General features: G+C 64.8%; 11 protein-coding genes. 7 read left to right on the top strand and 4 right to left on the bottom strand.

What is annotated here, in order from left to right; translation table 11 throughout:
• Positions 1–209 precede the first annotated feature (209 nt).
• Together MRBLWS13_RS14050 and MRBLWS13_RS14045 are read right to left on the bottom strand one after the other, a co-directional pair.
• Positions 210–3,053 (bottom strand): putative Ig domain-containing protein, encoded by a 2,844-nt coding sequence (locus tag MRBLWS13_RS14050; protein WP_349425958.1) that lies wholly within the window; start codon positions 3,051–3,053, stop codon positions 210–212.
• A gap of 150 nt (positions 3,054–3,203) precedes the next feature.
• Complete coding sequence (locus tag MRBLWS13_RS14045) at positions 3,204–4,211, bottom strand: LacI family DNA-binding transcriptional regulator (protein WP_349425957.1); 1,008 nt, start codon at positions 4,209–4,211, stop codon at positions 3,204–3,206.
• 151 nt (positions 4,212–4,362) lie between these two features.
• Here MRBLWS13_RS14045 and MRBLWS13_RS14040 point away from each other — a divergent pair, with 151 nt between their 5' ends.
• The 5 genes from MRBLWS13_RS14040 to MRBLWS13_RS14020 all read left to right on the top strand — a co-directional run bounded on the left by MRBLWS13_RS14040 (position 4,363) and on the right by MRBLWS13_RS14020 (position 11,354).
• Complete coding sequence (locus MRBLWS13_RS14040; RefSeq protein WP_349429071.1) at positions 4,363–5,289, top strand: sugar ABC transporter permease; 927 nt, start codon at positions 4,363–4,365, stop codon at positions 5,287–5,289.
• On the top strand, positions 5,286–6,167 hold the full coding sequence (locus MRBLWS13_RS14035) for a carbohydrate ABC transporter permease (protein ID WP_349425956.1): 882 nt from the start codon (positions 5,286–5,288) through the stop codon (positions 6,165–6,167). The genes MRBLWS13_RS14040 and MRBLWS13_RS14035 overlap by 4 nt, the downstream gene beginning before the upstream one ends.
• Before the next feature lie 65 nt (positions 6,168–6,232).
• Positions 6,233–7,576, top strand: a complete 1,344-nt coding sequence (locus tag MRBLWS13_RS14030; RefSeq protein ID WP_349425955.1) for a sugar ABC transporter substrate-binding protein — start codon at positions 6,233–6,235, stop codon at positions 7,574–7,576.
• Between the two features lie 72 nt (positions 7,577–7,648).
• Entirely contained in the window at positions 7,649–9,409 is a 1,761-nt protein-coding gene (locus tag MRBLWS13_RS14025) for a beta-galactosidase family protein (protein WP_349425954.1), read from the top strand.
• Positions 9,402–11,354 carry a beta-galactosidase gene (locus MRBLWS13_RS14020; RefSeq protein ID WP_349425953.1) on the top strand — a complete coding sequence of 651 codons (1,953 nt, stop codon included), beginning with the start codon at positions 9,402–9,404 and terminating at the stop codon, positions 11,352–11,354. The genes MRBLWS13_RS14025 and MRBLWS13_RS14020 overlap by 8 nt, the downstream gene beginning before the upstream one ends.
• Before the next feature lie 83 nt (positions 11,355–11,437).
• On the opposite strand, the gene MRBLWS13_RS14015 is transcribed toward MRBLWS13_RS14020, so the two are convergent.
• Both MRBLWS13_RS14015 and MRBLWS13_RS14010 read right to left on the bottom strand, forming a co-directional pair.
• Complete coding sequence (locus tag MRBLWS13_RS14015; protein ID WP_349429123.1) at positions 11,438–11,719, bottom strand: aldo/keto reductase; 282 nt, start codon at positions 11,717–11,719, stop codon at positions 11,438–11,440.
• Complete coding sequence (locus tag MRBLWS13_RS14010; RefSeq protein WP_349429070.1) at positions 11,655–11,906, bottom strand: aldo/keto reductase; 252 nt, start codon at positions 11,904–11,906, stop codon at positions 11,655–11,657. Before MRBLWS13_RS14010 ends, MRBLWS13_RS14015 begins: the two co-directional genes overlap by 65 nt.
• Positions 11,907–12,257: 351 nt before the next feature.
• Between MRBLWS13_RS14010 and MRBLWS13_RS14005 the strand changes: the two genes are divergently transcribed.
• Both MRBLWS13_RS14005 and MRBLWS13_RS14000 read left to right on the top strand, forming a co-directional pair.
• Complete coding sequence (locus tag MRBLWS13_RS14005) at positions 12,258–13,421, top strand: mandelate racemase/muconate lactonizing enzyme family protein (protein WP_349425952.1); 1,164 nt, start codon at positions 12,258–12,260, stop codon at positions 13,419–13,421.
• Positions 13,422–13,497: 76 nt separating this feature from the next.
• On the top strand, positions 13,498–14,229 hold the full coding sequence (locus MRBLWS13_RS14000) for a FadR/GntR family transcriptional regulator (protein WP_349425951.1): 732 nt from the start codon (positions 13,498–13,500) through the stop codon (positions 14,227–14,229).
• The last annotated feature ends 100 nt before the right edge of the window (positions 14,230–14,329 follow it).

Below are 14,329 nucleotides of genomic sequence, written 5' to 3'. Positions count from 1 at the left end.
TTGCGTCATCCGTATCGCGGCCGATCCCGCCCCGACTGAAAGGGCCAATGCGCTCTGAGCGACGCCAGTCGGGCAGAGCTGCATTCGACATCTCCGAGCGCGCCACACTGAATGGTGCACATCCGAAGGTGGGATGGTTCGCGTCCTCGGCAGAGATGCGGCGGCGGGGTGGATGCGGTGATCGCCAGATCCACCCCGCCGCTGCCTCCTCAGCCGCCGCAGGAAAGCGCGGGCTGGGAGGCGGTGAGGGTGCGGGTCGCGCCGCTGGTCTTGCCCGTGATGTCGATCTCGACGGTGCCCGCCGCGACGGTGGACGACCTCGTGGCGAAGGTGACAGAGGTCCCCTTACCCGCAGCGAGGGTCGAGATCGATTTGGAACCCCACGTCGAGGTCACTGTCGACGAGATGGATTCGTCCGAGTTGTTCCGGACGGTGACGGCGACGTAGACTGCGCCGGCCACGCAGCGGCTGGCCGCGGTGGCGGTCGCCGCCGGCTGGGTAGCGAACGTCAGCACGAGGTGAGGCTCCATGCCAGCGGCGTTCGCGTTGCGCGCAGCTCCTTCGCGCGAGACGAAGGTCAGGTCCTGCTTCTTCGTCTCGTTGACCGCGAGGGACAGCACTGAGGTGTCCGCCGGGATGTCGTTCAGCAGGGGAAGGATGTCCACGACGGCCTTCACCCCGATCGGGGTCTGGCTGTTGCTGTAAGACCCGTCAGTACCGACCTTGTTGGCGGCGGTCACGTCGAAGGGCGCCGAGGTGGCGGTGACCGACGTATCGATGGTCGGCTTGGTGAGCCAGGTCACGGCGTCGGGGATCGTGTTGACGCGCGTCGGGAGAGTCGTCTTGCCGTCTCCTTCGATCCATCCCGGCGTCGCTCGCGCCGCGACCAGCGCGTTCGCGCCAGAGAGGCCACTCTTAGCCGGCCCCGAATAGGTCATGACGAGTTCTGCCGAGAGCAGCTCATCGCTTCGGATGCGCTCCGCGAGCTCGCCCACGTCGAAGGAGAGCAACCCGAGCTTGGAGTCCCGGTTCGACTGGTTTCCCGCATACTTCTCGCCCATCACCCCGCCGACCACGGCATCGTTGAGGTTCATCAGGCGCAGATGCTCGTTGTCGCCGTAGTTCTGGCTCTGCTCGGTGTTCCAGGCCTGGACGTTGGCGTCGGCGGCGACCGGGATCTCGATCGTCTCGGCATTCGGGTCGATGACCTTGACTCGGACAGAGCCCACGGCCGTCGCGCCGCGCGAGTCGGTGGCCAGAAGGGGGATGACCACGTTGCCCGCCTGTGCACTCGTCGGCGTCCACCGCAGCACGTTGTCGGTAAGTGTGCTGCCGGCGGGGAGGGCATCCGATGTAACCACCACGGTATCGCCGTCTCCGTCGCTGACCGGGATCGGCAGGACGAGTTCGGTCTCCACCTGGACCTCTGCATCCGGGAGGGCGCCGAACACGGGTGCCACGTCCCGCACGAAGTCGAAGTCGACGTTGGTGACGTTGTTCAGCGAGAGCGTGATCTGTGTTGCCCGCGTGACGGGTGTTCCTGCAACTGTCAGATCGTTGACGTGCAGATCCGTCGTGTTCGACACGCTCGAGGGAAGGTTCTTCGAGAACCACACGTTATCGAGGATGAGCGACCCGAGGCGATCGGAGGTGGCGCTTCCCCGGCCAGAGAGGGCGAAGTTCGTCCCGACCTTTGAGGTGTCGAAGGAGCTGTTCTTGAACGTCAGGCTCGTGACCTCCGTGGAGTTCCCATGGGTGATCCCGAGGTTTGCGAAGCCGACGTAGTTGACGTTGTCGAAAGTGAAGTCGCGCTGCAGGTACCCGCCGCCGCCACCGATTCGGACGCCGTTGCCCGCGCCCACCGTCCAGCCGAGGTGGTCCTTCACCGAGATGCCGAACGTGTCTGCCGTGTCCCACGTCAGGCGGTCCGGGTCGGGCGTGAACTTGTCGTTCGGGTTGTAGTGGCCGCTGGCGAACGTGTCGTCGTTGCCGAGGGTCATCGCTCCGTTGACCGTGATGTTCTGACCGCTCGCGAGGTTGACGCCATCGACCCAGGGGTTGGCGTACGGCGAGAGCCCCTTGATGTTGTTGAACGTCACGTTCTTCGCGGTGTGGGTCTCCCAGTTCCATTGCTTAGCATCGCGTGCCAGCGTGTCGTTGAAGACGATGTTCTCCGAGCGCACGAGCATGACGCCCCCCTGGTGCTGCGACGTCGCTGCATCGTGGCGCCATCCGCCCATACCGGTGTCGTAGTTCGCGAACCCGTTCCCGTCGAACACTCCGCGACCCGAGAAGGTGATGTTCGAGGAGTCCCAGATGCCGATCGTCGGCTCCATCGCTTCCATGGTGGGCTGCATCCGGTTCTTCAGGAGAGCCCCTTCTTCGGTGTAGATCGTTACGGGCTTGGTGCGGTCGCGCAGATCGAGGCCGCGGTGGGTGTACCACCCATCCGGAAAGTACAGCGTGTCCTTGGCGCTGTTGGAGTAGAGTTCGTCGACCGCAGCAGCGATCTGGCTCGACTGATCCGTGGCACCGGTCGCGTCCGTGACGAAGTCCGCGACGTTGACGACGTTTGCTGCCGCCGGATCGGGGATGCTGACCGGATCCTCGTTCGGATCGTTGACGATGGCGAGGCCAGGCTGGGTGCCGTTGATCTCCACGATCGCGTAGCGCAGCGCATCCGACATCTCGAAGGTCAGGGTATTGCCTGAGACGGTGACAACCGAGCTGGGATAGTTGCGTTCCGGATGGATCTTCCACGAGGTGATCGGCTCATTCGCCGTCACGGTGAGCACCGGTGTCGTGTCATCGGAAGCGAACCTGGCGACGGCCATTCGGTTGTTGTACCGGTTTGCGTACTTCGTGACGAACACGTCGGTGCCGTTCGCCGAGAGCGTGAACCGATCGGAGCGGACATCCCCGGGGGTGTCCCGATAGGTGTGTATGGGCCCGTCGTCGGCGGCCACCGCCGACGGCGCCGCAGAGATCAACGGTGCGAGCAGAAGGGCAGCGGCCATCGCCGCGGCAAAGGCCCAGGGTGACTTCTTCGTCATAGCTTCCTCACTAGCGAGATTGTTGACGTCAACAGGACGATGTTAGGCCCCACGACTGTTCACGTCAACAACACGGTCGGACGACCCCATGCGTCACGACGAGGTCGGCGCGGGACGTGATCGACTCGCGACCGATGGTGTCCCGCGCGGTCAGCGCGAGGCGTTGCCCCAGCGCTGGGTGGACTCCCGAACAACGAGCTCGGTGTCTATTCTTCTGATTCCCGCTGCGACCTCGCGGCCCTCGATCTCATCAACGAGAAGCTCGACGGCGGTGGCGCCGGCAAGCGCGAACTGCTGGCGCACGGTCGTGAGCGGTGGCCAGAACTGGGCTGACTCGGCCATGTCATCGAAGCCCACGATGCTCACTCCGCCAGGGACCGCAAGGCCCTTCTCATGGAACGCACGCAGCACGCCCAGTGCCATCTGGTCGTTGGCGACGAAGACGGCGCTCGCCTCCGGATGGTCCGCCAGCGTCAGGCCGGCTCGGTATCCCGACTCCGGCGTCCAATCGCCGGGAAGGGCCGTGGGCACTTCTCGCCCTAGGACCTCGAGTCGCGACTGCCACGCGTGGCGTCGCGTTGCCGCCGCATTCGAGATTGGAGGACCAGCCACGTGCCACACCGTGGGGTGCCCGAGTTCAAGGAGGTGATCGACGGCGAGGATCGCGCCCTGCTCCTGGTGGGTGTCGACTGTAGGGTAACGGTGGTCGGGGCCTGCGTCGACGATGACGACAGGGACGTTGTCAGGCATCCTCAGGGCCGCTGCGGTGGCGTCAGTCGTCTCCAGGATGAGGATGATGCCATCCACGGCCTCTTGCCCGAGGCGCCGCATGGCCCAGGAGAAATCGGCGGCGCCGAATGCACCACCCGCTGACTGGATCTGAATCAGTTCGATGGCGTAATTGCGCCGAGCCGCCTCGTTCCCGATTGCGCTGATCGTGCGCACGTTCCCCAGGGAGTCAGCGTCGAAAGCGACGACCGCGATCGAGCGGAACTCGCCCGATCGCAAGGCTCGGGCGGCGATGTTCGGGCGGTAGCCGAGTTCTGCCATTGCCTGTTCGACGCGCTCCTGGGTCTTCTTCGCGACGTTTCCCATCCTGTTCGCCACCCGGGACACAGTCTGACCAGAGACGCCGGCCAGTTCCGCGACGTCGCGCATCGAGACCGATCGGACGCGTTCCGTCTGCGAAGACATCACACCTCACTTTCCCTGGGAACTTGACAAATGGTGACGTAAACAACCTAGTATGAGTGCGCGGATGATCACGTAAACATCCACGTCACTGCAAGATTGGACATCGATGTCGACCATGGCCCGGCCCGCGGCTGTCACCGCACGCCGACTGACACCAGGGCAATCACGCCGCCGACCACGTCACGGATGGGCCGGACTGGCCTTCCTGGCGCCCTTCCTCTGCGTGTTCGCGGTGACGGTCCTCGCGCCGGTCATCTACGCGATTGTCCTCAGCGTGTTCCGTCAGCGACTGGTCGGGGGCAACTCCTTCGTCGGGTTTGACAACTACATCGCTGCATTCACCGATCCCAAGTTCCTCGAGGGCCTCCTCCGCGTGTGTGTCTTCCTGGCGATTCAGGTGCCGATCATGCTGGCGCTGGCACTCCTCGCCGCGATGGCGATCGACTCCCGTCGCCTCGCGGGAGCAGGCTTCTATCGCGTCACACTTTTCCTGCCCTACGCGGTTCCAGGAGTGGTCGCCGTCCTCATGTGGGGGTTCCTCTACTCCGAGCGCTTGGGTCTGGCTGGAAACATCAACTCCTTCCTCGGCTTCGACCTGATCACGCCATTCACAGGCCAATGGATCCTGTTCGCCATCGGGAACATCGTGACGTGGGAGTTCGTCGGCTACAACATGCTCATCTTCTACGCAGCGTTGCGAACCATCCCTGAGGAACTGTACGAGGCGGCGGCAATCGACGGCGCGGGGCAGTGGCGCATCGTGGCGAGTGTCAAGATCCCAGCCCTTCGCGGCGCTATCGTCATCGCGACGATCTTCTCGATCATCGGAAGCTTCCAACTCTTCAACGAACCGAACATCCTCCGGTCGAGCGCGCCCGGGCTGATTCCGACCTACTTCACCCCCAACATGTACGCCTACAACCTGAGTTTCATTGGGCAGCAGGCCAATTACGCGGCGACGCTGGCCATCATCATGGGCGTTGTCACAGCCGTGATCGCCTACACCGTGCAGGTCCGCGGCAGCCGTCAGGAGAACCGATGAGTCAAACGCTGACGGTGCGCGGTCGCCGCTCCGCCGCCCCGCGCCGATCGATCATCCTGACCCTGGTGATGTTCGCCTTCGTGCTCTACTCGCTTGTCCCATTGGTCTGGCTCCTCATCAGCTCCACGAAGACTCAGGAGTCACTGCTCAATTCCTTCGGCTTGTGGTTCTCCGGCCCATTCGCGTTCTTCGACAACGTCTGGCAGACCCTCACCTATGACGATGGCATCTTTCTGCACTGGTTCGGCAACACCCTCTTGTACGTCGTTGTGGGAGCGGGCGGCGCGACGCTGCTAGCGACCCTCGGCGGCTACGGCTTGGCGAGGTTCACATTTCCCGGCAAGCGGTTCATCTTCACCCTCATCCTGGCTGCGATCGCCATCCCTGGTACAGCACTCGCCGTGCCGACGTTTCTCCTATTCAGCCAGATGGGCCTGACGAACACGGTGTGGTCCGTGATCATCCCCTCGCTCGTGTCGCCGTTCGGGCTCTATCTGGTCTGGGTCTACGCGAGTGAGGCGATTCCGACGGAGTTGCTCGAGGCGGCGCGTGTGGACGGGTCCGGAGAGCTCCGCACGTTCTTCACCATCTCCCTGCGATTGCTCGCGCCCGGCGTGGCGACCGTGGCGCTGTTCGCCATCGTCGCCTCGTGGAACAACTACTTCCTCCCGCTGATCATGCTCAGCAACCCAGACCTCTACCCCCTCCCGATCGGTCTCCAGCTCTGGAACTCACAGGGCGCGGGCATCGGAGCCGATCCGATCTTCAATCTCGTCATCACCGGAGCATTGCTCACGATCATCCCGATCGTCGGTGCATTCCTGCTCATGCAGCGCTACTGGCAGTCCGGCCTTGCCGCCGGAAGTGTCAAGCAGTGACCGCCTCAACTGATGACCACGATCCCCTGCCCGGGGCAAACATCACCACCACCGAAAGGAACAGCATGAACCGTCGTCTGATCGTGCGCAGCGTCGCCGCGAGCGTCGCCGCCGCCCTGGTCGGCCTGACCCTCGCAGCGTGCGCCAGCTCCAGCACACCCGACCCAGCAGGAGAGCAGGGTGCCGACGCCGTCGAAAACGCACTGAAAGAAGGGGGCGAGATCACATTCTGGAGCTGGAGTCCATCGGCCGAGGACCAGGTTGAAGCGTTCGAAAAGGCCTATCCGAAGGTCAACGTCAAGTTCGTCAACTCCGGAGGTTCGAACGACAGCAACCTGAAGCTGCAGAACGCGCTCGCCGCCGGCAACGGGGCACCCGACGTCGTTCAGCTGGAGTACATGTCCGTACCCCAGTTCGTTCTCGCCGACGGTCTCGTCGATCTCACCGACTACGGGTTCGACGATCTCGAGGACCTGTACACCGCCTCGGCCTGGGCGAACGTCAGCCAGGGCGGCATCTGGGGCCTCCCTCAGGACTCCGGTCCGATGGCTCTGTTCTACAACAAGGCCACCTTCGACAAGTTCGGTCTCACGGTCCCCACGACATGGGACGAGTACATCGATGCGGCCCGCAAGCTCCACGCCGCCGACCCTGAGTACTTCATCACCAATGACTCCGGATTGGACGGCGGCTTCGGTTCCGCGATGCTCTGGCAGGCCGGCTCCAAGTCGTTCCAGGTCGATGGCGACAAGGTAACCATCGACCTGCAGGACGAGGGTGCCCAGCGCTACGCCGAGACATGGGGGACCCTTGTGGATGAGGGGCTGCTGGGCGGCATCGGCGGCTGGAGCGAGGAGTGGTTCGCGAACCTCTCCAACGGTAAGATCGCGACGCTGCCGATCGGCGCCTGGATGCCCGGCGTCCTGGAGTCCGGGGCTGCCGACGGCGCCGGCAACTGGCGCGTCGCGCCGATGCCGACCTACGACGGCGGCGCGGCCGCCACGGCGGAGAATGGCGGCAGCACGGAAGCCGTCACGAAGCAGTCCAAGAACCCCGCGCTCGCTGCGGGCTTCTTGAAGTGGCTGAACGCCTCCGACGAGTCGATCGACATCTTCGTGGGCTCCGGGGGCTTCCCGGCCACGATCGCTCAGCTCGAGTCGCCCGACTTCCTGAACGCCGAGCCGGAGTACTTCGGCGGCCAGCAGATCAACAAAGTTCTGGTGGAGGCGGCAAAGTCGGTTGTTCCCGGTTGGCAGTACCTGCCGTGGCAGGCCTATGCGAACAGCATCTACGGTGACGCGATGGGTCCGATCTATGCAAGTGGAGGTGACCTCGCGGACGGTCTGACTGCGTGGCAGGACGCCAACATCACCTACGGCCAGGAGCAGGGCTTCAACGTCGGAGAGTAAGACCCCGATGGGGGTGCGGGTCGTTCACCCGAGGACGACCCGCACCCCCCATCGGCATAAAGGAGTACGCACATGACCGCCTCCCGTTTCGCCTATGACGACGAGACGTTCCTCCTCGATGGTGAGCCCCTGCGCATCCTCTCCGGGGCACTCCACTACTTCCGGATCCATCCGGATCAGTGGGCCGATCGGATCGCAAAGGGTCGTCTGATGGGATTGAATACCATCGAGACCTACATCCCGTGGAACGCGCACAGCCAGACGCGCGGGACCTTCGATACGCAGGGCGGCCTTGATCTTGGCCGATTCCTCGATCTCGTGGGCGAGGCCGGAATGCACGCGATCGTCCGGCCCGGGCCTTACATCTGCGCCGAGTGGGACGGAGGCGGCCTTCCGGCGTGGCTGTTGTCGACACCAGAGATCCGTCTGCGCTCGTCAGAGCCTCGCTATCTCGCAGCCGTCACCGAGTACCTGGAGGCGGCGCTCGCTGTAGTGGCCCCGCGGCAGATCGACAGCGGCGGCCCCGTGGTCCTGCTGCAGGTGGAGAACGAGTACGGCGCTTACGGCAACGACGCTGATTACCTCCGCTCCCTGACGGAGATCTATCGACGCAACGGCATCACCGTTCCCCTCACGACGGTGGACCAGCCCCGGGACGGCATGCTCGAGAGGGGCAGCCTTCCCGACCTGCTGGCGACCGGATCCTTCGGCTCCCGCGTGGGCGAACGCCTGGCCGCACTGCGGGCGCACCAGCCGCGCGGTCCGCTGATGTGCTCCGAGTTCTGGTGCGGGTGGTTCGATCACTGGGGCGGGTTTCACCACGTGACGGACGCAGAAGAATCCGCACGGAGTCTAGACGGACTCCTCGGTGCGGGGGCATCAGTGAACATCTACATGCTGCACGGCGGCACGAATTTCGGGCTCACCAACGGGGCGAACGACAAAGGCGTCTATCAGCCGACGGTGACATCGTACGACTACGACGCCCCGCTCGATGAAGCCGGCCGACCCACGGAGAAATTCTGGAGATTCCGCGACGTGATCGCCCGGCACGCGGCCGTTCCACCCCTTCCCGCGGATGCGCTCGTCGTCCGTGAGTTCGTGGTTCCCGAACCCGTACCGCTGCTCGGCGCGGGTCTTCTCGACGATGTCGTGCCCGGAGAGTGGACGGCGCACGAGAATGTCCCAACTTTGGATGACCTCGGCTTGGCGAACGGGTTCCTCCGCTACCGCGCCTCCCTCCCCGGCGGTGAGGAGCCGGCCGTGCTGGCGTTCACAGAGGTGCGCGATCGTGCCTGGGTGTTTCTCGACGGGGTCGCTGTGGGAGTGCTCTCCCGGGCCGCCGGCGACCATACGATCGCCCTCCCCCGTGGACGTGGTCGACTTGACGTGCTGGTCGAGGACGAGGGCCGGGTCAACTATGGTCCACGGATCGGCGAGCCGAAGGGCCTTATCGGACCGGCTACCCTCGACGGGGTGGAGGTCGTCGGATGGCAGGCGGCCCCGGTTCCGGTTCAGGAACTGTCTGCGATCGCGGAGTGCTCACCCTCTTCGGCGTTTCCGCTTCGCGCAGGCCTCATCCGCGCCGATTTCGAGTTGGACGAACCGACCGATCTGGCACTCGCGGCGAGCGACCTCGGATGGGGGATGGCCTGGGTCAACGGATTCAGCCTCGGCCGATTCCGGCCGCGGGGTCCGCAGCGCACGCTTTACGTGCCCCGACCCGCCACTCGCGCAGGCCGCAATACGGTCGTCCTGTTCACACAGGAGCCGCCGCGGTCGCGCCAACTGACCTTCCGCCCGGCTCTCGACCTTGGACCTGTCGATGAGTAGGACCACGCGTCGCATCAGGTATGGAGGCGACTACAACCCCGAGCAATGGCCGGTCCTCGTCTGGGACGAGGACGTCCGGCTCATGCAGCAGGCCCACGTCACGACGGTGACCGTCGCCGTTTTCGCGTGGGCACAGCTCGAGCCGGTGCCGGGACGATACGAGTTCGGTTGGCTCGACGACGTCCTCGACCGCATGAACCGCGGCGGTATCCGGGTGATCCTGGCGACCGCCACCGCCTCGCCACCGGCATGGCTTGCCCACCGGCATCCCGAATCGCTGCCCGTGTCGATCGACGGTGTCCGGCTCGCGTTCGGATCCCGTCAGCAGTTCAGCCCGAGTTCGACGGCGTACCGCCATCACGCGATGCGGCTAGTAAGTGAACTGGCTGCCCGGTATGCCGAGCACCCCGCCATCGAGGCCTGGCATGTGGGCAACGAGTACGGCAATCACGTGACACGCAGCTACGACCCGGAGTCGGAGGCAGCGTTTCGAATCTGGCTCCAGAACCGCTATGGCGACATTGACGCGCTGAACGCGGCATGGGGCACCGCCTTCTGGTCGCAGACGTACCAGACTTTCGCCGAGGTGGGGGTCCCCTCCGCCGCGCCGATGATCCGCAACCCGACGCAGGTGCTCGACTTCGATCGATTCAGTTCCGACGCTCTGCTCGAGCTGTATCGCGCAGAGGCGGACATCATCCGCTCCCACACCCCGGACATCCCGATCACGACCAACTTCATGAGCTTCTTCAAGGACGTCGACTACTGGTCGTGGGCACCTCACGTCGACGTCGTCTCCGATGATCTCTACCCTGACCCTGCCGACCCGCGCAGCCACGTAGTATCCGCAGCGACACGGGACCTGATGAGGTCGCTGGGTGCCGGCAAGTCCTGGCTGCTGATGGAGCAAGCGACTTCCGCTGTCAATTGGCGGCCACCCAATGTGCCGCTCACCGACGGTCGCCACCGTCTGAACTCGCTCCAAGCCGTCGCACGCGGCGCTGACGGCATCCTTCATTTCCAATGGCGTCAGTCCGCCGCGGGCGCCGAGAAGTTCCACTCCGCGATGCTCCCGCACGCGGGAGAGGACACCCGCATACATCGGGGTGTGCGTGCCCTCGGCGCAGAGCTGAGCCGACTCGGCGATTTGGTCGGCGCGGACGTCCCCGCGAGGGTCGCGCTCTGCTTCGACTGGGACTCGTGGCGGGCGGTCGAGCAGGACGGAACGCCGGCCGTCGTGGACTACCTGGACACCGTCCTGCGCTTCTACGAGGGGTTCCTGCGCCGCGGTGTGACCGTGGACTTCCTTCATCCGGAGGCGGACTCGACGGCATACTCGCTCGTCGTCGCTCCCGCGGCACACGTCCTCTCGGACGACGCGGTGTGCGCTCTCGCCTCTGTTCCCGCTCGCGGTGCCACGCTCGTGGTTACCTATCTCAGCGGAGTTGTGGACAAGCATCTCCGCATCCGACTCGGAGGATACCTCGGGGGCGAAGGCGCTCTACGTAGCGCTCTCGGCGTCAAAGTGGAGGAGTTCGCACCGGTTGCGGACAGCGCGCCTTTCGACGTCACGGGCGACTATGCGGGCGAGTCGGACTTCTGGCAGGAACTGATCCGAGTTGACGACGCGCAGGTCGTTTCATCGTTTGCGAGCGGTTTCGCAGCCAACTCCCCGGCTATCACCGTCAAGCGTGATCCCGGCGCCGGCGCAGCTTGGTATGTCGGCACCAGACCCTCGACAGCGCTGATGGACCAGCTCATCGGCGCTTGGCTCGCTGACAGCGGTGTCCCCGCAGCCTTCGATCATGCCGTCGCCCAGGTCGAGACGGTGGTCCGCGGTGGGCAGCGCCTCATTGCCAACCACTCGACCACCGCTGTAGATCTCGAAATCGGCGGTCGCCGGTTCGATCTGCCCGCCTACGGAGCAATCTGGACGGAGGCATAGCGCTCCCAGGCCGGTGCCATCAGGTAACTCGGCCGCATCTCCGATGGCGGTGGGTAGCGGGCTCACGGTCGCGGTCAGTACGGCTAGCTCTCCGTGAGGCGTCGTGCGGCGAGCTCGACCGGCGCGACCTCGTAGTCGAAGCGTGCCCTGTCCCGCGGACGGTCCGAGCTGAATAGCCCTGAGTTGTAGATCGCAGCAGCAACGACAGCCACGCCACGATCGGCTGCCACCGGAAGCAGATCTCGGGCGGCCGACTGGTCCAGGAGCGTGTATCGCCCCGCGACCATCACTATGTCCAGGTCACAGCGCCGGACGAGCTCCGCGAGCATCGCCGACTGGTTCATACCGTCGCCGATGGCAGACACGACCCTGATCGCGCAACTCGATGAGCGCGCCGATGCCGGTCGTTGATGCGGCATGCCAGTGCTCGTCAGGATCGTGCAGATAAGGGATGTCGACGCGGTCGGTCCGCAGCCGGCGGAGGCTGCTCTCGACGGAACGGAGGATGACGTCGCGTCTGAAGTCCCATCGACGGCGCAGGGTGGTCGTCACAGCGAGCCCGTCGTCGTCTTGCAGCTCCCGCCCGCTCGGGTCCTCGACGAGAAGCCGTCCCACCTTCGTCGAAACTCATCGACCTCTCGATAGAAGTTTCCCCGCTGCGCGGCGCCGAGACCGATCTCGGTCATGGCCCGGAGCCCGTCCCGATTGACGACGTTCCAGTCAGCGCCACCCTCCTCATCCAGAGAACGAGTCCAACCGGTGGCGTGATGTATGTTGTTCGACGCCGCGGAAGCAACAAGCGTGCCGTAGATCGGCTCGAAAATGGCTACTCGGTAAGCGATGCGTCGATCTAACATGTGATGTATGCTGTTTTGGAGCAGCCCTCCACGGATCAAGGACCACATGAAGATCACCGGCTACCGATGCGTACGCACGTTCCGAGACTGGGGCCGACCCATCGGCGACGTGAATGGCTATCTCAAGAACGGCGTGACCGACGTTCCCGTGGTCATCCTCGAGACCGACGAGGGCATCGAGGGTATCGGGACGGGGTCCGACCAGTACATCGAGCAGCTCTTCCCTGCGCTCGACGGCGAGGATCCCCGTGCCGTGACGGGGCTATACGACCGGATGCTCGCGCGCGTTTTCAAGGCCGGGCATAACGGCTCGATGTTCGGCGCGATCGGCACGCTGGATATGGCCATGTGGGACCTCAAGGCCAAGATCGCCGGCGAACCGCTCTGGCGCCTGCTCGGCGCCCGCGACCGCTTCATCGAGGGATACGCCTCCGGCCTCGACATCGCTCTCGACGACGAGAAGCTCGCCGACTTCTACACCACAATGGCCGAGCGCGGCTTCACCAGCGGAAAGCTCAAGGGCGGTCGCGATAGGGAGGCGGATCTGCGCCGGCTGCGCATCATCGAGGACGCCCTCGCGCGGAACACCCGCAGGCCCGCGCTCATGCTCGACGCCAACGAATCGTGGAACCTCAAACAGGCCGTGCGCTACGTCTCGGCCATCGAGCGTGAGGTCGACCTCACCTGGATCGAGGAACCGTTGCGCCGCTGGGATGCATCCGGCCACGCCCGGCTCTCGAACGCGGTTAGCGCGGCGGTCGCGACAGGCGAGAATCTCTCAGGACTGGAACAGTTCCGTCCACTTCTCGACGCTGGTGGCGTGGACGTCGTTCAAGTGGGGTGCACGTGGGGAGTCACTCACTTTCTTCGCGTGGCGACCGTCGCCCAGTCCCGCGATCTGCCCATAAGCCCCGTCGGACTGACGACGAACCAGGCCGTCGCCCATGCCGCGGCCTCCGTTCCGAACCACCTTTCGGCCGAGGTTCAAGATCTCGGGGCCCCATTCGGGCTGACGATCGATCAGCAGATTGTCGATGGTGGGATCGTTCTGGGTGACACCCCCGGTCACGGCGTGGCGGTCGACGAGTCGGCCATCCACCTCAATCAGACCTCAGCTAGCTGGCTGCTCGCAGAGGGCCCCCACGTCAGGCCGGCACGCGCGGGGCTGCGGCTGGTTCCGGGAGACGATCACTACGATGAAGCGTCGTGAGCGTCAATCCCTCAGACGGATGTTACGCGGCTAGGCTGATCGAATGAGCTCCTCCCCGACTCCCAGCGACCGGCCGGTGGTCTTCGCCAGCGAGGCGCGCCGAACCCCGTCCGCGCGCCTCGGCGTAGCGGTCGTTCACGACCTCGTCACGGCGATCGTCAACGGCGAGGTCTCTCCCGGCCAAACCCTCCCGCCCGAAGAGAGGCTCGCTCACCATTTCGGAGTGAGCCGTACAGTCGTTCGCGAGTCGGTGAAGCGGGTCGAGGAGAAGGGTCTGATTACCGTCGCGCCCGGTCGCGGTACAACCGTGGAGCCGACGACGTCGTGGAACATCCTGGACCCCGTAGTGCTTTCAGTCATGCTTGAGAACGACGACGCTCTGGGAGTGTTGGACGACCTTGCGATCATCCGAGGATCGCTCGAGGGCGAGATGTCTGCGCAGACCGCGCGCCGCCGATCCGAGGAGGAGCTCGCACTCATCCACGAGGCGCTGGCCACGATGGTGCAGAATGTGAGCGACCCCGATGTGTTCCCGCAGGCCGACGTCGACTTTCATTTCCTGGTGATGACTCTTTCCGGCAATCGGCTGGCGAGCAACATCACCAAGATCCTCTTCCAGCGCGCCCGGAGCAGCAGTCGCTTCATCGGCCACCAGTCGGATGATGCCTACGCCCTGACCATTGAAGAGCATCGACGAGTTTACGAGGCCATCGCCGCCGGCGATCCCGAGGCAGCACAGGCGGCGATGCGCGCGCACATCATCGACTCGTGGCAGCGCCGCCGTCTCCCGACGCACCGCAAGCCCTGACACCCGCCATCTCGTCGCTGTCAGAGGGGAACTCGCGCGCCGGGCAATGACACCCGCGGTGCTGGCATCCACGACCGCGGCGGCGTGGTGAGGCGGTGGC

Origin of the sequence: Microbacterium sp. LWS13-1.2 (assembly GCF_040144835.1) — a bacterium.
Taxonomy (GTDB): Bacteria; Actinomycetota; Actinomycetes; order Actinomycetales; family Microbacteriaceae; genus Microbacterium.
The sequence above is the reverse complement of the archived record's forward strand: the minus strand, read 5'-3'. Positions and strand labels throughout refer to the sequence as shown.